Consider the following 21,835-nt stretch of genomic DNA (forward strand, 5'->3'; position numbering starts at 1 on the left):
TTGTGAATCGTTCACATCATAGGACTACAAGATGCGATTAAAGAGGATCTTGAATCGTTAATGAAGGGGTAAAGCCACTGGGTTGCTTCAGGCCGCTAGAGGGATATCTAGCGGCTTTTTTTCATAGGTCAATGAATGAAGTATGGCAAGTTAACCGACATGGTTCACCACATTCGACCAAGGAAATGCGCCTACTTCACAATGTAAGGTGCCACAATTAAATTCAAACTCAGTGGCGGTGTCAGTGTAGTAGTGAGATTGATTGAGCTTGGGATCGTAGAGGCTGAGTTCAAGCTGATTGTAGGCAATGCAGGCTTGAGGACAATGTTGTTTCCAATATAAGGCAAAACACAGGGTTTGGCAGCGTGCTAGGTGACGCGACCATAAGATGTCCACATCATACGCCTCATCGAGTGTGGCCTGATACCATTTGAGGAGTGGTAAAATGGCGTAGTGTTCATGATGAGTGACGTCATTGAGTTGACGAGTGTCATCACTGAGCAAGTGGGCTTGATAATCCTCAAGCGTCTTTGTTATGCCAGGCTTAGATCGGTGCTGCTCGAACAAGGTGTGGGCTATCCACGTTAACTGTTCGAGGCTCGCTGTTTGACTGATTTGCACAGCGTCTAATTGAGTTAGTACGGCATGAACGCTTGGGTGTGCTGCGCCTAACGCAAACGCCGCCAGTTGGCGTTGGTCACCTGTCGCGACGAAAAAGTCCTCAGGCTGACGGAAGGTGAAAATATTCATAATAGATTCTCCTTCATGAGTGCGTTAAAGGCGTTGCCATCTTGGCGTGAAGCATTGGCTACATAAGGCGCATAGACTTCAAATAATAACTTGGTCGTGCTGTGGCCGAGCATGTGAGAGATATAAAGCGGATTTTCATGCGCCGCGATGTGCAAGACCGCGGCAGTATGTCGCGTTTCATAGGGACGACGGCGAGATAATTGGGCTTTTTCTAACGTCGGGTACCAGAGTTTTTTGCTCACGTAATGTGTATCGAGCGGCGCGCCATTTGGGTTGGTAAACACAAAGGGTGTATTGATGGTCTTACGAGCGACGGTTCGTTTTAGCGCCTCAAATACCGCTTCATTCATTTTCAGATCGCGTCTTGAGCCTGTGGTTTTGAGATCCCCTAACTCGCCATTGACGTAGTTCTGTCTGACTCGTATTAGACGGTGCTCAAAATCCAAGTGTTCATCGTGAAGGCCATGCAGTTCACAGCTGCGTAAGCCTGTGTAAAATCGCACCAAGAAGTAGTCGTGCCAGTCGGGATCGAGTGCCTGAAAAAACCGTTTGAGCTCTTCGGCGCTCAGTGGGTTGGAATCGGCTCGTGTTTCTCGAAGGGCTTTATAGCGGCGTAGCGGATAATTGAATTCATACTCGTCCGCGCCAAGGCTTAGGATCGCCACCAGTGGCCATAAGATGTTGTTGATGCGGTGATTCGATAGCTTACGCTGACCATCGGGCTTGGTTTGTTCGATAAGACGGTTTCGATAGTGTTCGACGTCCGCTAATGTCAGCTCACCAATGAGCGTATTGCCAAACTCGGGGAGCAAATAGCGCTTGAGGTTAAGCCATACGGTCTGTTGGTAGCTGGATTTCCATTTGGCTTTTTGGCGTTCAAACCACTCATTGGCATACTCGTTGAAAAAAGGGTAGCGGTGATCGGGATGCTGCTCACGTTCGAGTGCTTCAAAAACGGGGACTTTTTTGCTGTGGGGAAAGTGCTGGCGATATTGAAAGGTGCCTAAGGTGATCTCAGCGTTGATTTTTGCCAGTTTTGCTTTGGCTTGTTTGAGGTTTTTCGGGGTGGCTTCAAGCTTGGTGCCCTCGCGAAAGCGCTGGCCGTAAAGGTGAAGATCGAACTGGATGCGTCCATTGGGACGGATGCGAATATGAGCCATAGTATGGCCTCCATCGGTTCTCAGATCGTAAATAGATCTGTCCCTGACCGATGAAATTCGCTAGAATCTTGTCATCGGCTGGGTCTGCTTAAACTCGGTGCAGCCGGTACGGGGTAGGAAGGGTGCAACCTTCCTATCCCAACTGCGTATTGTCTTTCGCCAATAGGCTTGAAAAGCTTACCTATTGGTCAAAATATCCTCTACTACTATAGTGAATACTGATCACTTGTCCAGTGTTTGCGCAATTATTTTCCATTTTTTTCTCTTTCCACTTGGCTAGCCGAGAGGGTCCCTTTCGCATCGATGATTTGCTGGTAGAATTGCTGTGGTTGGATGGTTATTAAATGCGGTGATTCGATAGTTTGGGCTGATCCGTTGGGCTGACTCTGGTCAATAGGGCGGTTTTGAAAGCGCACGGACTTAACCAAGCGTTGAGTCAGATCATCGCGGCGCAGTCGGTTTTTTGGCTACGATTGTTCTTTGTTTTTGCTGAAAACTCGACAAAATTCTCGTTGAAAATGATGCAAAAATGCATCATTCGAACTCAGGTTTTTGAGTGTCATGCGTCGCGATTGGTTATTTTTAAAGCGGATTTTTATCTGTCAGCATGGACGTCCAGACGGCTTTTTTTGGGTGTTTTCCCAATAGTCAAGACCCTTGGTAATGATCGTTGGTGATCCTTTTTTGTCTTTGTGTAATAGAGCGTTAGCGTAGCGTCCGTCTCACCCGTGAGACGGAAGTGAGACACTTTTTTGTTGCTTTGAGTCCCCAATAGGTTGGGCTATATGAACCTATTGGGGACTCAAGCACGGAAATCGCATGAACATCGTAAGCGCTTAATTATCGACATCATTCCCAATTAAACCCAAGCCCCCGATCATGACAACAGTCATGACTTATGGAGGCTGTTATGTCATCTCTACAGAAAACTTGGCTGTGATCATATGTTGTTTTTGCAAAAGGAATGACAGCACAATGAACGGTTTAAGATTAAGCCTTTCGCTTTGGCCTAATTTAGCGACACCAAATCCTCCAGGCTCATTCCCCGATAGCTCACTTCATACCCTTTGAACTTGCTCAGTAGCTTTTGTGACTTGGCGATAAGCTGGGTCTTGCTGTAGCGTTTGATGTTCCTTTTCACTTCAATAAACACCACTTGCTTGTTGGAATCGTTCACCGCCACAATATCAATCTCGTTCTGGTTACCTTTCTCCCAATAGGTGCCAATTTGGTTATACTCGCCTGATTCTGCAAGTATGGACTTGAAAAGTCGCTCTAACCAGGCCCCACTGTATTGCTCAAAGTCGCGTTCGATAACTTGCTGAACATAAAGCAGGTTGCCCACCTCGACACTGCTTTGGTTTTTGTGGATGTAGCGAAACCAGAAATTGAGAAACGCATCTTTGATTTGGTATTTAACCATGCGGCCGCCAGGCTTGCTCAATATCGGGACAATCCGCTCAATGATATCAAATTCCTCCTCCAGCTTTTTCAGCTGTGGCCCAACCGAGTACTGCAGCATCGACTCGATATCACTTCGGCTGGTTTTACCTGATGCAATGGCGGATAAAATGGAAAAGTAGTTGCTTTGTTCGCGACCAAACTCCTCCGCCAGCCGGTATTTACCTTCCTCTAACGTTAGTGAGAACTCATCAATTAACTGTGGCCATAAACTTTGCTTTGGGTCACATTGCACCAGCCACTCCAGATACTTAGGGATCCCCCCACTAAAGCAATACCATTCAAGCAAAGTCTCAGGGCTAAAACAGCCATGATCACTCATCATGGCCTTAATGAAGGTTGGTTTGAGTGGTTGAAGGTTGATCCGATGATCTGCACGGCCAAACAGTGGCTGCTTACTGTTTTGAAATAGGTGCGTCATCATTGAATAGAGTGAACCACAGCAAACCAGGTGCATGCGAGAGTCGAGGCGATGGCTGTCCCAGAGGTTTTGCATGTCAGAGAAAAAACTGGCGTTAACCTTCTGGATGTCTTGAAATTCATCCATGATCACGGTGATCGGGTTGGATTTGGCGTAAGTAAGTAGGATCTCCAGGATAGCTTTGAGCGAATCTGGCTGGCCATAAATGGGGAGATCCAACTGCGCCTTGATTTGCTCGGTAAACTCCTCGGCAAGCAGTGGCTCTGCCTTTCTGGAAACAAACAGATATACGACATTTTTCCCTTCAAACGCTTGTTTTAGCAAGGTGGTTTTACCCACGCGTCGACGACCTACCATCATAGTTAGCTGGCTGTATTGATGGTGGGCCGTGTCGGTCCATCGTTGTAAATTTTTCAGTTCAGATTGGCGGTTGTAAAATCTCATAGCTATACCTTAAATTAATTACTGTAAATTTTAGTACAGTAATTAACCTTTGTTAAGGTGTTTTTTGGTAAACGTCCGTCAGTTGGTACTTAACTAATGAATTACAGGTCAAAGATATTAGGATAAGGTTGACGAAGGGTCACGGCCTTACCGTTCCTGATATCACCTGACCATCGAGCAGGGTTTAGCTTGGGCTTATGAATGTCCAACCAAAGAGGCCTAGCTGTTCAACCCTGTTAACACCAAAGATTTGCGCGAGGCGTTCAATCAGGCGCTGCTCGCGGATGCCTCACATCAACCGGTACCAGGTGCGATTCTTACCGAGGTGCTTGAGGCGTTTCGTAAAGAGCGAGTTGATGCGGCGCGTTTTCATCAACAGTTGATGAGTATTGATCCCTTCGATTTTTTGCTGCTGAAGACGATTGGTTTTAGCCCAACTGAGCCCGTTGGGTCAATCTTGCTTGGACTTTTCGCATCGACTCTCCTTTCAGATTATTCCTGTGTGCGTTGTGTGAGGCAAAATCGTCTTGTTATTAGGTCCTTTGAATTAATTTACTGTAATTTTTATTACAGTAAATATTTTGCAATATCGTCTTGATCGTTGCCTGAACTCTGGATATGCGCCAGATACTCAGCAAAATAAAGGGATAGAACAATGTGGGTCTTTTCCATGGACCCAGAGCTTTTATACTCAAACCTTGTGCCTTGAACTCCTGATAATGGCTGCCTGACATATGATTGAGCAGCCCTACGGCAAATAAACACAACTTATCTGTTATCGCCGATTTCAAATTGCCCCACCAGGGGAATCAATATCCTGACCCTGATTTTATCGCGCTATTATTACAAAAGCGGTCCTTCTGAAGGTAGTTGGCGCTGTCGTGCTCCAGTTTTATTCAGAGCACCGATTGGCTGGTCGGTGCTCCCTCTCTGTCTCTTTCCTATCTATTGTTATTTATCGGAGTTCTTTCGTTTTTATTGTTTGGTTACCTCAATGTGGTTAGGGATAGCAACAATGCCAAAATTGAAGCCCCAATGCCTTGAAGGGCAAGAACGGTTTCTCACTGCAAAACACCACCCACCGAGTTTCAACATCCACGACGATGACCATTCGTTCGCTGTATCCGACGAGATTATCAGGACTATAAGACTGTTGCTCCATCGCGAGGCACATGGCCTGGGTCAAGCTAAGGTGTTGTAGCCACAAGTCTCCCTGATTGACGGGATATGCTCGGCAGCAACATGACGCCGACGCGAGCCAAAATTTAATTAACGGCAAATCGGGATAGCGTTGGTGTAACTCAAGATCAAAATAACAATGGCTCTGAGAGTCAAAGCATGCGGTCACGTGGTCATTGAGCGCATGAAACAAAGTGGTATCGTTTCGGTATTGCTGCCAGCCGCGCTGAGCATAAAGCGACAGGCTGTCTTGTAAAAGCGCCGAAGGGTGCAAATCAAAGGGCGCTTCGGACTGCCACCAAAGCCGTTGTACATCTTGAGATAACCCGCCTAATGCGATGATGGTCAGCGTATTGTCATGCGCGTGTTGAAAATCAAGCAAGGCATGAAGCTTATCCCATTGCGCTTCAAATGAGAGAGTATCATTCATCATAGTCCCTCCTGTTTCATCAGCTCATTAAACGCACTGCCATCGCTTCTTGATGCATTGGCCACATACGGGGCATAGACTTTGAACAATAAGCTCGTATCACTGTGCCCAAGCATGTGCGAGATATAAAGCGGGTTTTCGTGTGCGGCGATATGAAGGACGGCGGCGGTATGTCTGGTTTCATAGGGGCGTCGGCGTTTAAGGCCCGCTTTTTCAAGCGTTGGATACCACAGTTTTTTGCTGACAAAGTGGGTGTCGAGTGGCTTTCCTTGGTGGGTAAACACAAAAGGCGAGTCATCTGTTTTTTGTTCTTTTAGACGGGTAAACACCGCTAGCAGGGTGTCACACATTTTGAGCTCTCGGCGTGATTTGGGGGTTTTCACGTCCCCCAGTTCGCCATTAACCATATTCTGACGAACACAAATGAGGCGGTGCTCAAAGTCGATGTGCTCCCAATGTAGGCCATGAATTTCACAACTGCGGATCCCGGTCCAGAATCGGACGATAAAATAGTCACGCCATTGGGCAGGTACTGTCTCCAGAAAACGCTGAACCTCCTGTATGGTCATCGGATGAGAGTCGGCTTTTTCTTCTTTGAGCGTTTTATAGCGGCGAAGCGGATAGGTAAACTGGTGCTCATCTGCGGCGAGGCCTAAAATGGAGACCAGCGGCCAAAAGATGCCGTTGATACGTTTGTTGGAGAGCTTACGATGGCCCTTGTCGTCCCGTTGGTTGATGAGTGTTTCTCGAAAGAATTCCACATTGGCGAGCGTCACTTCATTAATGAGCGTGTTGCCAAAGTTGGGGATCAGATAACGGTCTAAGGTGTTACGCACTGTTTGTTGATAGCTGCTTTTCCATTTGCCTTTTTGGCGGTCAAACCACTCGTTGGCGAAATCATCAAAAAACGGATAAAGACGGTCGGGGTGCTTTGTTCGCTGCAGCGCCTCAAAAATCCGGACCTTTTTGCTTTCGGGAAAGTAGTCGCGATATTGGAAGGTGTTCAAAGCGATCTCAGCATTCATTTGCTTGAGAAGGGCTTTGGCTTGACTGAGGTTTTTCGGGGTCGCCATTTGCTTTGTGCCTTCACGAAAGCGGCGACCGTACAAATGAAGATCGAATTGAATGCGCCCGTTTGGGCGAATACGAATGTGCGCCATGCTGGCCTCCATCAGTATGAGATCCGTAAATAGATCTGTCCCTGACCGATGGAATTCGTTAGAATCGAGCCATCGGCTGGGGTGGGTTAAACGTCGTCGCAGCCGGTACGGGGTAGGGAGGTTGCCGCCTTCCTATCCCAACTGCTTATCTGATTTTCAAAGAGTGCGCTTTTAGCCGCTATTGGTGAAAATCTCATCAATTACCATATCAGGTGCTGGATATTTGTCCAGTGCTTTTTTCGGCAAATGTTAAATGTCATCATAGCTAACCATGTCAATCTGAGCTGTTTCATCATCCACTTTGCCTTCGAGCTTCGCCTCGAGTTTGTTTTTGGCGTCTAGGACCAGTGAGAGCTTATCGGGCGCGGGGGCGACATCGTCGACATACGCGTAAGGGTGCTCGCCTTTCACATCATTATAAAAGCCAAGCTTATACACGCCTTCACTCGCATTTTTGAGTAGCGCAAGTTTGATCTGCTTAGCTGACGTGATGTCCGTTATCGGCCCTTTCGCCAGCTCACTTAAATTGATGCGATGCACCATGTCGTGTTTGTGTTTGATGTCTTTGACATTGAGAAAGGCATTTTCGCCGGTCTCCAGCGTCAGGCCGGCGAGCATCACACGATCTCGACTCACCAGAAGCAGCGCTTCATTGGCTTGTTTCACTAAAGCCATGACACAGGGGGATACCTTGGCGCTATGGCTTACATCAGTCGGCTGTCAGAGGTGCCAGTTACGCAAAAAGAACTGTGGTTGCTCAAAGCGGTGAAAAGGCTAGGTTTTAAGAAGGCCTGCATCGCACTAGCGAACAAGACCGTAAACGGCTTAGATGTGTTGAGCCTGTTTTTGTCAACATCACGATCAATAAACAGATGAATAGGTGCACGCTTAGAGGAAAAGAGAAAGTGAACGCCCAGTGGGCGATGTTCAGCAGGCTCCACAACATAGAAAAGCTGCGAAATCACATTAAATAGAAGGAAAAACCTCCAAAAGCAGCTCAAAATCCCGCCAAGCTCTCCTTTCTACTCTACACCCTCCGCTGTCATGGTAAGCACCAATATCACAGCGCAGTATTTAAGCTGATCTAGACAGCGCAACTAACCCTAAAATCGGATGAAATTGGCTAAAAATAGAGAAATTCTACAGCCATGTAGCCGCATTAAGGTGAGCGGCGCTTGGCTATACTTGAGCGAAGCGAAACTGGCAAGCGTTGCGAATCACTCTTAAATGGTTGTGATCTTAAACTCGATGCTCAGAGACGGTGTAATGTGGGATAACAATAGCGCCAAAAATTAACGATTGACGCCATAGTTGTTATATGTCTAGTTCATGCCTATAATTGATGCGCATATAACACACGCATGAGTTGATACTATGAGAAACGTATTTAATACACAAGCCCCAAAGAAAGCTGCCAACTTAAGTTTGAATAGCGAGCTGCTAGCAGAGGCGAAACGTCTAAAGATTAACTTGTCAGCGACAATGGAAAAAGCACTGGAGAAAGAAGTAAGTCAACGCCTTAAAGCTGAATGGCAAGAGCAAAATGCTGAAGCTATCAATGCTTGTAACGAGCTCACTGAAAAACATGGTCTATTTTCTGATTCTTACCGAGTATTCTAATGTCACAATTTGCGCTATACCAAAACAACGATAAGAGCACTGCAACTGCTTACCCTTACTTTGTAGACGTTCAGAGCGAATTGCTCGATACACTGAATACTCGATTAGTCATCCCACTAACGCCTGTTGAGATGTTAGAAAAGAAAGTACCTAGTCACCTATGCCCTGTGATACACCTTGATGAAGGTGACTTCGTTATTTTGACCCACCAAATGGCAAGTGTACCAACTAAAATTCTATGTGAACCTGTCAATGAGCTAAGCACTTTTAGAGACGAAATTATTGCCGCTATCGACTTTCTGATTACTGGCATATAACGAAACTCCACGCAGCCGGTACGGGATAGGGAGGTGGCCGCCTTCCTATCCCAACTGCTTGTTTGATTTCCGCCTAATGCCGTTTGGGGCACTATTGGTGAAAACCTCATCAATGAGCACATTAAATGCTGGTTATTTGTCCAGTGCTTTTATCTTTCCTCTTCTTTCCACTTGTGTTTTTAATCATCATCGTCAAAGGTAAACAGATCGCCTTGTTGCTCTGACACGGTGGTTGGGGTCTCTCCCTGTTTTGTCTCAATGCTCTCTATCATCGCGAGCACTTTTTTCAGTTGACGTTCGTCTTTTTCGATGGCAATGATGTCATACGGCAGTTTCTCTTTCAGGGAATAGTACACCCCCAGCTTTAGCTCGCCGTGTGAAGTTTCAAAGATGTCGATTCGGGTCTTTTTGGCGTCTAACGAGTTTTTGATCTTGATGCTCTCTAAATCACGTGGTGAGAAACGAAACAGTGAGCCGGCATGAGGTTTGCTTTGACCGACTTCAAACACATGAATGGGATGCACAAACTCATAAGGGGCGGTCAGCACCGCAATCGCTGCTTGGTTTTCGCCTAAGTAAAGCAGGGCGTCATTGGCTTTTTTGATCCGCCCGTAATTCTTAAAGCAATGCTCGAGCTCTTTTTTAAATGCGAACAGATTCAGAGCGACATATTTTAATGTGCGTATCGGATCGGGTTTTTTCTGGTAGAACGCTTCGACCCCCGCTATCGAGCAGGTTAAGGTGCACTCTGGCGCTTTGAAGGTGACCGTCTCGCCCTGCTGAGCGATCTCAATCTCATTACCACTGGTGAGGCGACACAGTTTGGTCATGTGTTTTGTTGTCTCGGGCGTTAACACCAGTGACACTGGCAGCGTTAAGCCTTGGGGCAGCGATTTATCTTCGATTTCACCTTGACGCTGTACTCGCAGGCACTGTTTTTCCTTATTCAGCTCTAGAAACTCAAAGGGAACATTGTCTTGCGCTTCGTGCACGATACGCTCGATGGTGGCTTTCGATGCGGTGGAGGTGGGGCGATGTTGATTATCCGTTAAGTACTGTAAATGATCGTCGGATGCATCCCCGCACTGACAGCGGCGCAGCGCCGCCGCTTGATAATCATCAGTCCTAAGCGCGGTCGTATCGACCAGCTCCACAAACATCGTTCCAGAAGCGCTCATGTCGAATTTCAGTTCGATATCTTGCTCTTCGACAAAATAATGAATGAGTTGTTTCGCGAAGCTGCCATCTATAGAAAACTGTTTGTTCTTTAAACCAGTGGAGCGCTTATCCAGGATCAACAGATATTCGGAGCAAAAAGGGGACTGTCCACAGACAAACGTGATGGTGCGGTCGGCTTTGTCCGTTAGCACGGTCACGGCACTGTCGACATAATGCGTATCGATACGCTCTGACAAGGTTTGAAGAAGCGGGCGTTTACTGGCTGGAATGATGATGTTCATGGTGTGACCTTCTGCAGTGACATGGATTCAATAAATTGTTGTGTGAAAGTGAGGGCCGGTTTGGAAAGTGGCAACTTGGGCGTCAGAACGATAGTGAGCGACGTTTGGCCTAACGGGTGCTGAGTGACGCGAACGGTTTCTTTGCCTTGGACATAATGCTGCTCAAGCAGAGCCATTTGCCGAGCTGGGTTGAGTTTTCGATTCACCGCAAGCTCGAAGTGACAAGTTAACCATCGCCACTCTTTGTGCCGAAAAGCCGCCGCAAAAGCGCGCGCATTTTTTAGGTTGCAGGCCATCGTCATTTGCAGTGCGCACCCATCGGCCGATAATTCAATTGGAGGGAGCTGACGAAAGGCGGTGCGCGCCTTTTTATTGATGGGGTGAATGTCATGTTGACAGCCCAAGCCCCAGATTTGACTGAGCGCGGCGAGATCGAGCGATTTATTGATCATCATGGTTTTAAAGAGAAAACCAAGTAATGTGTCGTGGCTGGTGTGGATTGAGTGCTGCCAATCTCGAAAATGATCGCGCGGTGGCCTTTCTTCGGTCTCGGGCGGTGTGCCGAACATCGTGGCGCGCAGCTGGGCATCGGTGAGTGCAATGGTTTGGCTACGTTTCTCGCCCAGCGTTTTCTGTGCGTAATTGGGGCTCAGCCGTATCAGGCGTCTGGATAAATCATTGGACTGCGGGGACAGTCCCATCAGATATCGGAGCTCTGAGTGCGTATAGTCTTTGGCAATGTACGGTTGATGCGCCTGACTGAGGATAGGGAGGAGCCAGTCAATGTCGTGTAAGTAAGACCATCGGGTCGTTGCATAATGAGTGTGACCAATTTGCTCGCAGACCTTATCAAGGACAAGGCCATCGTTCACCTCATGGATATTTCGTCCTTCCAGCCAATAGTCAAAGCGGGTAGCAACAACGCTATCTGACATGACGTCCTTTTCCAGAAGTGTCTCCCCTCGCGCTGGCGCCGGGGTGCAACTGACAAAATGCAGCACCTGGAGCATCAAAAGGTGCACGCCGGAATGACGAAGATGATGAAACTTCATGTGCGTGCCGAAGTGCATTTTTAAGGCACGAGTGATGGGGACAAAGTAATAAAGTTGCCGGGAATGGTATTTCTCGCCTTCAAACCCTAGCAGTGGACTGTTGGGTGACGCGTCTTTTTTGATGGTTAAGAGCACTCGAAATAGGGTGCGATACCGCTCGGGGAAGACAGTATACACGGTGCGAGACTGCCCACTTTTGGTCCGCCCTTCTTCCGTGTTTGTGATGGTTAAGGTCAGCAAGCCCGTTTTGGGGACAAACTGCACGTCTTGGCAACGAAGGCGCAACACCTCCCCCCGACGAAGCATGCCGAAAAAGCCCAGCAGAGTGGCCATGACCGCAAAGAGACTTCGAAACGGGTGCGTGGTATTGGTGGCGATCAGCGTTTGAATCATCGTATCTAACTGCGCCAGCGTCAAACGAGCCGGACTCACAGAAGGTGGCGTGGTGGGGGGCGAAAATCTTGTCAGATCAATGTTGTCGGTTTGTTCCTGGACGCTGAGAAAACGAAGAAAATATAAGAAAAGGTGTTGGTTTGACTCGGTGGTGAGTGAGTCGTAGACGGTTTGTGCCCAGGCGTTGATTGCATCTTCGTTAATGGCGTCAGAATAGGATAACGGATAGGCTTCCAGGTGACTGGCCAGGCCGGTGTATTTTGTGATGGTGCTGGCCGCTAGCCGCGTTTTTTTCACACCGCCGGAGGTGATCAGTTGCCGGGTATAGTCGTACAGTAAACGCGGTAAAAGGTTATTGACGTCCCGCACGGGTGCCGGTGGTATCGGCGTTGACATCGGTTTTGAAGGCGAATAGGCCTTAATCAAATCACTATGAGGCCAGCGTACTTTGCGGCTTGATGGGCTTAAATGCTCAAACCAGTTGATGTCCCAGTCAATGGCATAAATATCGGCGTCTTTGAGCGGCGAGGTTTGGTGTTCGCTTGTCAGACTGACATGCCGTTCTGGGATCGCGAGATCTTTGACGAATACCGGGGGCAAGCGATGGCGGGCATACCAACTGATCTGAAACCGTCGTGACCATTTGAAACGGTCCGTGGCTGGCAATGCATTTGATTGTAACCATCGCGTCAGTTGCTGGTGAAGGTGGTGTTCGTTTTGAGGCTCGGGGGAGCGCGCATAGTAATCACTGAGTAACCGATAGCTCATCAGTGGGAGGTGGTAATGCGTAGAATAAGGTACCTCTTTGTCAGATGAGCGGTGATGCACTCGAAGACGGGGCATGGCGTTTTCCGAGCTCACCGACGTGGGATCGCTTAACAACTGAGAAATGTGATGCAATGACAAGGGGGCAACCTCAAAGCCAATCATGAGAGCGATGAACGCTGGAGAAAGTTCGCCTCGAGTGAGCAAGTACTGCGCTTTTTGTTGCTGATAGCGGCTAAATACCTGCTTGGCGAGTTGTGACTCGCCGGCAATGGACTCAAACCACGCATACTCCGTGTCTCGAATGCCAGGCTGATGTTCTTCTGGCAGTGTCCAATGGCAGGCATCCTGAAGATAAAACAAGATATCGTTAAGGGCTTGCTGGTAGTGTCTTTGTTTGCCGGTAGGGACAACTTTTATCTGCTTTTTAATTGGCTCAATATCGGTTTTACTGAGTGAACGAGTTTTATGGTCAATAATGTGCCAGTGATTCAGCACCCAGACCAACTCTTCCAGTACTGAGCATGCTTGTCCGGATTGTGCAAAGTGATAGTGTATGGACTCTGCAAGGGCTTGAATGAACTTAGACATACGCAAACTTCTGCATTCTCAGCCTTTCAGCGTACTGGTTGAGATAGACTTTCATCGCATCAAAAGTCTCCGGAAAGATCATATCGCTACCCAAATGTTCGCCGAGCTTTTCGTGCCCCATCAGACGGTCGATGTCCTGGTCGAGCAATCGAGTCGAGGAGACATTATTAACCGCACTCTGGGCAAAGAAATGGCGAAGCTGGTAGGGCACAATACCAGGCCAGTGTTGATGCATAAACCGACGTAACGATCGATTGGATAAGCGGTAAGGCAGTCCATGGTCGTCAAGGCAGAACCACATCTCGTCTAAATCTGGTCGGATTCCCCACTTAGAGAGGACTGCTGACTGAAGTGTTTGGTAGTGCTGGATTTCACGCTGGAGATAGTCACAAAGGATGATTTGTCGCAGTCGACCTTTGTCTTTGATAAACACTATGTCGCCTCCCGAATAGTGTGGCGACAAAATACTGATCCCATGTGTTGGGCGCGTCCCCGTCAGAACAATGAACAGTAACGCCAAGCGATACGTCACGCCATTGTAATACGCTACCCATTGTTTTTTATTCCCAGACTTACCCGGTTTGAGGGCGCGGACATGGACAAACAGGTCGTTAAAGAAACCAATGACGGCATTTTCCTCCAGGTGGCGTTGACTGCCTAATGGAGTGGCGGTACTGCGGATTCTTTGCTGAGTTCCATTGGTGGTATCTAAGACAGTTTGAGCGATCCGCCCCGGTTGCGAGAGATATTGAGCGATTTTGGGATGCTCTGCGATCAGATTGATGGTGTGCTGACCGCTAAGGACGTCAAAGTGTGGCGATAGCTTGGCATTGCGGGCCGCTCGCACGAGTCGCCACAGATAGCGGTTGTAGGCATCAAACAGCTTGTACCGAACCCGATCACTGTTGCTGCGCTGATAAGTCTCGGCATGTTTATGATGTTTTCGGTTAGGAGACACAATCTGAGCGCGAGGGATAGGGGTCAGGGTATTGTCAACCAGAGCGCAATCAATCAGATATTGATGAAAAGTGTCTTTTCGTACTCGCGGAGAATCCTTCAGTGACTCCGGCGTTCGCCATTTTTGCTTCATGATGTGAAACAGGCGAACTTTCGTTTTTGGCCTCAGGAACGGGGTTTCATAACTCTGCGCGCTGATGAACGGCTGGAACAACGCATTGAGGTAGGTCGGGAATGGCTGCCATAAATAATGCGTCTTCTTTCCATCACGATACCTGTGTACGTATTCCGCCCATGAGAGCGCGCCATCTTTGTAGGTACGAAAGGCATGTTCTCGGCATGGCGTCGCCCCGGAGATTTTAACAAAGTCAGGGATGTCTTTGGGGGAATGAATATCCGGCCAGGCTTGAGTCAGCCAAAGAAACAAGGCAACCACTGTCATCGCTGGACGGTCTTTGGGATCTTCCCGAGCCAGTCTGCGCAGCATAATGGCCAGTGTCGTCGCATGGGCAAGCGCATCGGGATAACATCCGCCGGCGTTTTTTTGACGGTTTTCGCGAGCTAACTGCTGAAAAGTCTTCATCACAGCTTTCTCCATTATTCATCGAAATGCCGATGGAGAGCACTTCGCGAGCGCGATCGCAATCGTTCAATGAAAGGGTGCGGCATGAGACATTGGTACGACTCTTTCGTTGGATGGTGCGAGACGGAAAGTGGCTGGCAATCGAGCAGAGGCTGCAGGTGCGGCATCGAGATAAAGTCGAGCGATTGGGTTTGGGTTAATTGAAAGCGATCATTTTGCGTTAATGAATGGAGTAAAGGATTCCGCTCAAGATTAAGAGATGGCAGTGCCACTTTCTTTATTTTTGGTCTCATTCTGTTGCTCGCTTTCTTTGTCAGTGAAATACGATGTGTCTACATGTTGGGCGTGTCGAAATGGTTTGATCGACATATGGTGTGTCTGTGTGTTTTTTCATCATAATCATTTTTTTTAGGTAATGGGAATGCCTTGCTGAAGCAAAGTCTCATTTGTTGTGAGAAATTTGAAGTTAGATCTCAAAAACAATACGTGGACAGGGAGAGTGATTTAAGTACTTGAAGAGAAAGAAGTAATGATAGATTTGTGAACGATGGACACAGGAAATGCGTTGGAAGGCGCAGACTCAGAAGAGCCATATTTTCCCATGTAACCGAAATTAAGGGGGTAGTAAATACAGTTATACGCCATATAACTATCCACTAACTTTATCGGCAACGGCCCCACTCCTCAGCTTAGCAGTGACAAAAGACACGCGGCCACCTCAGTCATTTCATGGCACAACGGTCTCATTTGGCCGCTGTTAGACAACATCCCATCTCAGGCGAAACAGGATTGAGTGGGTAATGATTTGATTTTTATTGGTTTTCAGGTTTTATCGTAACTATTCCAATAGACCGCACTCTTTTTATTTTAATTTAAGTTCCTGTTTCTATAGATTTTAATTTGATCGAAAACGTCTCATTTTCGTGATCCTTTCGATCAACTGTCTCAGGTGATTTTTTATACCATGCTATCTTGGCGATGGTTAAGTAGGGTTAAAAAGCCTTAGGGCATCGAAGGAAAAACGGTAGTATAATGAAGAGATAGAAGTCGTATGGAGAGAAGGTTTCATGAGCAAAGACTTGTCAGCCTATGGAGTGCCACAGGTAAAAAGACCGAAAGTAAAAGCGACCAAGCAGTTAGACTTGAGTGGGATGCAGGGGCGTCAAATTGTGCGTTCTGAAGCCAAGTTAGCGCTAAGAACGCATCGTAAGACATTCACGAAATTAGCGGATATGTGATGGATATCATCTGTTTTCCATTCGAGCGAGTGATTGAAATAAATTCGTTTATTTTAGCGACTGAGCCAGGTATGCAGGGAGAGGTGGATATACCAAAGCTGCAAGGTGCATTGGGTCGAATTGACAATGCGATCGCGTATGATGGTCTGGAAGATGTCTTTGATATTGCATCAAAGTATGCGGCAAGTATTGCCATCGCTCACGCCCTACCTGATGCAAATAAACGCACGGGGCTGATGGTCGCGCTTGAATACTTATCACTTAATGAGTTTGAAATTGTCATCGACAACGCCTTACTTGCTGATGCCGTCAGAGATCTTTTGCTTGGTGTATTAACCGAAGCGGATTTCGCGGATATTTTGTATGCACAATACGCGGCGGGGCTTGAGTGTTGAGTCAGAATTGATCCTGAGGAGATCGTTGATATTGAACTTCATCGCAGGAGCAAGGCAGATATTTTTTAGTTCACTCCCAATAACGGCACAATCGGTGCCCATCGCCTCTGAGCCCAGGCCATCCCTGATCTTAGCCTGAGCACGTGCCGACCTCATCGCATCGGTGGCAAGGTGAACCCAAAATAGGGGCTGACTTTGCGTTTTGGCAAACCGAACCCAAAATAAGGCCTGACTCTGCGGTCTGACAAACTGAACCCAAAAATAGGGCGGACTTTCACTCTCTAGAGGTATTCGTCTCTACCAAATTTCACTCTTTATTGGGGTTAACGTATACATTGTTGATATTTTGCTCGTATTTTTTGCTGGCGATCCGTGGCGAAACGTCGTGTGAGAACTCTATCCTCGGAAAAGGGGGCGATACGGGAACCGAACTTTGGCGCCAATATCCCTTGAAACATCAGCGTATGGGAACTGCACATTGCGCTCACTATCGATCGACGGTACAGGAAATGCGGGCTAATTAAGTTTGTCGTGACGAAGACTGTAGCAACAAGTTGTCAAGATCCCCCTCTGTTTACCCAGGATGGTAATGAATATCGTCAGGGGGACAGTAAAGCGAACAGTGGCGATAACCTAAGGCTTTGATGTGATGGACGCACCTCCCTTCTAGCACCGTTGTATCAAACTAATGGTGCAACCAGTAAGAGCAGGAGTAATCATCATGTCTATTAAAGTTGTCGGTATCGATATAGCCAAAAACCTCTTTCAAGTATGCGTGTTGAGTTCTGATGGACAAATCTTGTCAAACCGAAAGGTAAAGCGTGACAAGCTTCTTGATACAGTCCGGCAATTACCAGAGAAAACGGCTATTGCGATGGAATCATGCGCAACTTCGCATCATTGGGGCAGAATATTTCAAGAGCTTGGACATAGCGTAGCTCTTATCCCAGCTCAGCATGTAAAGCCATTTGTTGGGCGGCAAAAGAACGATGCTAATGATGCGAGAGCAATTTGCGAAGCATTTTCTAGGCCTGATATTCATTTTGTTCCTGTTAAGTCTGTTGAACAACAAGACCTCAAAGCTATACGCAGTGTCCGTAAACGCTTGGTGGAGAACAGAACTGCCTTGTCGAAACAGATCGGAACGCTCCGCAATCGGGATGAAAATATCGGGTGACATTGCTTGATTAGGTTCTGATGGTGTCAACCGAGGAGAGCCTCACACGCGAGCTATCGCTCGGTTTTAACGTCGAACTCGGGGGAAACCAGCTTAAACTCATCACGACGCAAAGAGTAGCGAAGTTGTGATGAAAGTGTCCGTTGTTGCAGTGCTTGGTTGAGGGACGAGGTATAGAACTCATAACGGTTCCGTCTCGCTTTCTTCGCTTGCTACATCGCGGTATCGGCATTTTTAATAGAGCCTCTTTGTTGCCGCCGTAGTGCGGATAGATACTGATGCCAACGCTGGCCGTGAGAAATACATCTTCATGGCAGAGGGCAAGGCTTTGGCGAAACGTTCGAACTACTTTATTTGCAACGATGTGAACGTCGTCCGTGCATTAGAACCCGTGCTGCTCCCAACAAATTGAACCTTCAAGTCTTAAGCGGTGTTACGAAAAATGAGGTATTCACATACTTATTTAGCATCCTCAATGGAGATGGAGTGAGAAGAAAGTTCGTAATTTGTGATGAGGCGCCGAATTGAAATTCTAACTGATCTAGTAAAGATAGGTTAGCATGACATCGATATCACTTGAGTTTGCTCCATATCATCTGATCTAACGCACTCAGTTCACGGTGAGCGAACATCAAAGCCGCTCTCAGCATAAAATAATGTAGCAATATGTGTATTGGAAGAGCTAGGTTTAGTAGGTAAATATGTCTCTTTCGAGGCTATTTGTGTGGAAGTTTTTATTCAAGCTTGGTTGTTAGCTTTGGGTAGACGGCGCATTAATTAAAATGAAACTTGATGCAAATGTAAAGTTAATGAAAAATAAGTAGTTTAATAGAGGTGCTTAGGCTCCTTGTTACGTATTTGAAACTTCAGTAGTGGCATGATCAATGATAAAAATGATAACTGTGGGGGCTGTGGCGTGTTCATTGCCTTTTTATGTAGGGGCAGCAAAGGGAACTGAACAGTTAGAGCGCTTACCCTCTAATCAGAGCTTTACTGGGTTAACGTTGACACCTAATGCTCAGTCGTTAAATTTCGGTGACTTTTCTTTCACCTATGCACAAGGTTTACCATGGCGAGAGCGGATCAACGAGCTAGATTCACTTAAGTTCTCGCTTGGGGTACTCGAGGGCTTGGAAGCACATGCACGTATAGTGACTGAAACTTATCACTGTAGAGGTTTTTTGGAAGCGGGATGTGGGATCCGCGACCTATCGATGTCATTTAAATATCAGTTACCCAATTGGTTGAATGTCGATAGTTTTAACCTTGCCGTTGGTGTTCAGGATCTAGGAGGAGCGGCCAACCATTTCCAGACGAATTATGTGGTTGGTGATTATACAACCCATTTTGCTCCATTACGTTTTTCTGCTGGTTATAGTATTTCAGATATCGAGCTAGGAGTCATGGATGGGGTATTTGGCGGTGTGGAATATCAGCCATTTCGTTTCATGCAACTCACAGCGGAATATGATGCTGTCGAGTTTAACTCTTCAGTGAAATTTTTTACACCAAAAGGAGTGTTGCCACATGACATAGCTGCTTCACTCAGCTATCAGCTGTATTCAGGGCATGATTCTGACGAGGCGACGGTGTGGAATGCCGCTTTTTCAATCCCTCTCATATCTGATTACACACGCTCAGTTAGCTTTTATGAAAATGATATGTCTTTGATGGATAAGCTGTTTGTCGAGCAGAAGAAGTTTCAAGATGCTTCAATCTCCACTTTGGTGAGTGCGTTAAAAAATGAAGGCTTCGTTAATGTTCAAGTTGGCGTATCAAATGACAAAGTTGTGGTGGCTTTAGAGAACCGTCGATACAACCATAATCAAGTTGACGGACTAGGTGTGGCTCTGGGGATTGTGTCGAGTCATTTAGGTCAAAATGCGGCGCAAGATATTGGCGCTGCATCGGATCAATTTGAACTTGTGATGCTTGCCAACCAAAAACCAGTGGTCAGTGTTTTATCTAACTCTAACTGTTACCAAAGTTTTGTCAATGGCAGCGCAGTTTGTGATGACATTCAGTTTATCACGCGCGATTTGCCGGAAAGATTAGACATGGTTGATTGGAAAACAGAGCGAGTTAATTCAGGCACTTTAGATTCGCAGATCGTACTTTCTCCTATGGTAAGGCATGGTTTTGCAACCGAGTACGGTGTGTATGATTACTCTTTTGCTATGTCTAGCAACTTATACACCTACCTATGGTCTGGCGCCGCAATTGATGTTCGTCATATTTTACCTTTAGCAGAAAGTGATGATTTTGAAGAGGGTGGGTATTTCGAAGACAGCGTATACGAGAACGAGATTGAGCGTGCAATGGTACATCAGTTCTTCCGTTTGCCATATGTCGATATAGCTAACCAGGTCTCTCTAGGCTTGGTTAAATCGGACTATATCGGTGCGCGTAGTGAATCAGCTTGGTTCTCTCAATCGGGCAACCATTGGTTGGGATTAGAGATGAGCTATTTCCAACATCAAGACGAAAAAGACAAAAATGGTTATGCGAACCTAGATCGCCAAACCTTTTTAACTCGTTACACATTCTCTATGCCAGAGTGGGATTGGCAGTTTAACGCAACTGCTGGCGAGTTTTGGAAAGGGGATGTTGGCGCAAAATTCACGACATCACATTGGTTTGAAGACATAGAAATATCCGCAAGTTATCAGGTGACAAAGTTTAACGATACAGACGAAGAGCAGTTTGTCACTGTGTCGGTAAAGCTGCCATTAACGCCATGGCGTGATATGTCGCCGGGAGTGATACAAGTTCGTGGTAACGAGGCTTATGATTTCAACGTTACGACACGGGTTGGTAATGATGCTAACCATTTAGCGGCAGGCCAGGGTGATGAACTCGTAATGGATAATAGTATGCTTCGTCGCTACTTTAACCGAGGCCGTTATGGTCAAGAGTACTTTGAGCAGAACAAGCTGCGTATCCGCAACGCTTATTTGCGTTACTTGGGTACTCAATTGAATTAAGTTGTGTTGCTAGTTAGGCTTTGAGTTAATCACTGTACTCTACCGAGAGTGCAGGTGTTTTGATATGCTAGCGTCAGTTAAATAATAGGAAATAAAAATGAAAATTGCTGTAGCAGGCACGGGCTACGTCGGTTTGTCCAATGCCATGTTATTGTCACAAAACCATGAGGTTGTGGCGGTTGATATTATCCAAGAAAAAGTGGACTTGTTGAACGACAAGAAGTCTCCAATTGTTGATGCGGAAATCGAACATTTTCTTGCAAACAAAGAGCTCAACTTTGTCGCGACGCTAGATAAAGAGCTGGCTTACAAAGGCGCAGAGTTTGTTGTTATTGCCACACCAACGGATTATGACCCTCAAACGAACTACTTTAATACTTCTTCAGTTGAAGCAGTGATTAAAGATGTGATGGCAATTAATCCAGATGCGGTTATGGTGATTAAGTCGACTGTACCTGTGGGTTATACTGCGCGTATTAAAGAGGAGCTCGGTTGTCAGAATGTTATGTTCTCTCCAGAGTTTCTTCGTGAAGGTAAAGCTCTTTACGATAACCTACACCCGTCTCGCATTATCGTTGGTGAGCGTAGCGAACGTGCAGAGAAGTTCGCTAATCTTTTAGTTGAAGGTGCGGTAAAAGAAGACATCTCGGTTTTGTTTACTGACTCTACAGAAGCCGAAGCGGTTAAGTTGTTCTCAAACACATATCTTGCGATGCGCGTGGCTTACTTCAATGAACTGGATTCTTATGCTGAAGCACATAACCTTGATGCGCGCCAAATTATTGAAGGTGTAGGCTTAGACCCTCGTATTGGCAATCACTACAACAATCCGTCATTCGGTTATGGTGGTTACTGCTTACCAAAAGATACAAAGCAATTGTTAGCAAACTACCAAGAAGTTCCTAATAACATTATTGGTGCAATCGTTGATGCGAACCGCACTCGTAAAGATTTTGTCGCAGAGTCTATTCTCAAGCGAGAACCAAAAGTTGTGGGCATTTACCGCTTAATTATGAAGGCTGGCTCAGACAATTTCCGCGCTTCGTCTATTCAAGGCATTATGAAGCGTATTAAGGCAAAAGGTATCGAAGTCGTGGTGTATGAGCCAGTACTTAAGGAAGATGAGTTCTTCCACTCTGCCGTTATCCGCGATATTGAAGAGTTCAAACAAATGTCAGATGTCATTGTTTCTAACCGCATGGTTGAGGAACTTGCTGATGTGGCTGATAAAGTTTACACCCGTGACCTGTTTGGTAGCGATTAATTAGTCTTTATATTCAAAATAATGTAATAGGCTC

General features: G+C 46.6%; 16 protein-coding genes and 2 pseudogenes. 9 read left to right on the top strand and 9 right to left on the bottom strand.

Annotated features, from left to right (window positions below; all coding sequences use genetic code 11):
• Positions 1–150: 150 nt before the first annotated feature.
• The 6 genes from R8N49_RS09975 to R8N49_RS10000 form a co-directional block, all read right to left on the bottom strand.
• Positions 151–750: a hypothetical protein gene (locus tag R8N49_RS09975; protein ID WP_318189956.1), complete on the bottom strand. Its 600-nt coding sequence runs from the start codon at positions 748–750 to the stop codon at positions 151–153.
• A complete protein-coding gene (locus R8N49_RS09980; protein WP_318189957.1) occupies positions 747–1,910 on the bottom strand; it encodes an Arm DNA-binding domain-containing protein in 1,164 nt (387 codons plus the stop codon). Before R8N49_RS09980 ends, R8N49_RS09975 begins: the two co-directional genes overlap by 4 nt.
• Before the next feature lie 1,009 nt (positions 1,911–2,919).
• Positions 2,920–4,236, bottom strand: coding sequence for an ATP-binding protein (locus R8N49_RS09985; protein ID WP_318189958.1), 1,317 nt, complete (start codon positions 4,234–4,236; stop codon positions 2,920–2,922).
• A gap of 1,000 nt (positions 4,237–5,236) precedes the next feature.
• Positions 5,237–5,848 carry a hypothetical protein gene (locus tag R8N49_RS09990; protein WP_318189959.1) on the bottom strand — a complete coding sequence of 204 codons (612 nt, stop codon included), beginning with the start codon at positions 5,846–5,848 and terminating at the stop codon, positions 5,237–5,239.
• Positions 5,845–7,005 (bottom strand): tyrosine-type recombinase/integrase, encoded by a 1,161-nt coding sequence (locus tag R8N49_RS09995; protein WP_213896849.1) that lies wholly within the window; start codon positions 7,003–7,005, stop codon positions 5,845–5,847. The genes R8N49_RS09990 and R8N49_RS09995 overlap by 4 nt, the downstream gene beginning before the upstream one ends.
• A gap of 249 nt (positions 7,006–7,254) precedes the next feature.
• The gene (locus tag R8N49_RS10000) at positions 7,255–7,680 is read right to left on the bottom strand and encodes a hypothetical protein (RefSeq protein ID WP_213896850.1); all 426 of its coding nucleotides are present in this window, start codon (positions 7,678–7,680) and stop codon (positions 7,255–7,257) included.
• A 12-nt stretch (positions 7,681–7,692) separates the two neighbouring features.
• On the opposite strand from R8N49_RS10000, the pseudogene R8N49_RS10005 reads away from it, so the two are divergent.
• The 4 genes and pseudogenes from R8N49_RS10005 to R8N49_RS10025 all read left to right on the top strand — a co-directional run.
• A pseudogene (locus R8N49_RS10005) lies at positions 7,693–7,881 on the top strand (hypothetical protein); the annotation flags it as partial.
• Positions 7,866–7,979, top strand: coding sequence for a transposase (locus tag R8N49_RS10010; protein WP_318189973.1), 114 nt, complete (start codon positions 7,866–7,868; stop codon positions 7,977–7,979). The pseudogene R8N49_RS10005 and the gene R8N49_RS10010, both read left to right, overlap by 16 nt.
• 400 nt (positions 7,980–8,379) lie before the next feature.
• The gene (locus R8N49_RS10020) at positions 8,380–8,625 is read left to right on the top strand and encodes a type II toxin-antitoxin system CcdA family antitoxin (RefSeq protein WP_318134472.1); all 246 of its coding nucleotides are present in this window, start codon (positions 8,380–8,382) and stop codon (positions 8,623–8,625) included.
• Positions 8,625–8,942 carry a CcdB family protein gene (locus R8N49_RS10025; RefSeq protein ID WP_318134471.1) on the top strand — a complete coding sequence of 106 codons (318 nt, stop codon included), beginning with the start codon at positions 8,625–8,627 and terminating at the stop codon, positions 8,940–8,942. The genes R8N49_RS10020 and R8N49_RS10025 overlap by 1 nt, the downstream gene beginning before the upstream one ends.
• Before the next feature lie 179 nt (positions 8,943–9,121).
• On the opposite strand, the gene R8N49_RS10030 is transcribed toward R8N49_RS10025, so the two are convergent.
• The 3 genes from R8N49_RS10030 to R8N49_RS10040 are packed head-to-tail and all read right to left on the bottom strand — an operon-like array spanning position 9,122 to position 14,743.
• Positions 9,122–10,402 (bottom strand): hypothetical protein, encoded by a 1,281-nt coding sequence (locus tag R8N49_RS10030; RefSeq protein ID WP_318134469.1) that lies wholly within the window; start codon positions 10,400–10,402, stop codon positions 9,122–9,124.
• The gene (locus tag R8N49_RS10035; RefSeq protein WP_318189960.1) at positions 10,399–13,203 is read right to left on the bottom strand and encodes a site-specific integrase; all 2,805 of its coding nucleotides are present in this window, start codon (positions 13,201–13,203) and stop codon (positions 10,399–10,401) included. Before R8N49_RS10035 ends, R8N49_RS10030 begins: the two co-directional genes overlap by 4 nt.
• Positions 13,196–14,743, bottom strand: a complete 1,548-nt coding sequence (locus R8N49_RS10040) for a hypothetical protein (RefSeq protein ID WP_318189974.1) — start codon at positions 14,741–14,743, stop codon at positions 13,196–13,198. Before R8N49_RS10040 ends, R8N49_RS10035 begins: the two co-directional genes overlap by 8 nt.
• Positions 14,744–15,810: 1,067 nt before the next feature.
• On the opposite strand from R8N49_RS10040, the gene R8N49_RS10045 reads away from it, so the two are divergent.
• The 5 genes and pseudogenes from R8N49_RS10045 to R8N49_RS10065 all read left to right on the top strand — a co-directional run bounded on the left by R8N49_RS10045 (position 15,811) and on the right by R8N49_RS10065 (position 21,801).
• Entirely contained in the window at positions 15,811–15,981 is a 171-nt protein-coding gene (locus R8N49_RS10045; protein WP_005397970.1) for a hypothetical protein, read from the top strand.
• Complete coding sequence (locus tag R8N49_RS10050) at positions 15,981–16,376, top strand: type II toxin-antitoxin system death-on-curing family toxin (RefSeq protein ID WP_213916540.1); 396 nt, start codon at positions 15,981–15,983, stop codon at positions 16,374–16,376. The genes R8N49_RS10045 and R8N49_RS10050 overlap by 1 nt, the downstream gene beginning before the upstream one ends.
• Positions 16,377–17,097: 721 nt before the next feature.
• A pseudogene (locus R8N49_RS10055) lies at positions 17,098–17,517 on the top strand (IS110 family transposase); the annotation flags it as partial.
• Between the two features lie 920 nt (positions 17,518–18,437).
• On the top strand, positions 18,438–20,537 hold the full coding sequence (locus R8N49_RS10060; protein WP_412034901.1) for a YjbH domain-containing protein: 2,100 nt from the start codon (positions 18,438–18,440) through the stop codon (positions 20,535–20,537).
• Between the two features lie 97 nt (positions 20,538–20,634).
• Positions 20,635–21,801: a nucleotide sugar dehydrogenase gene (locus R8N49_RS10065; protein ID WP_005397963.1), complete on the top strand. Its 1,167-nt coding sequence runs from the start codon at positions 20,635–20,637 to the stop codon at positions 21,799–21,801.
• The last annotated feature ends 34 nt before the right edge of the window (positions 21,802–21,835 follow it).

Source organism: Vibrio sp. 1978, assembly GCF_033344345.1.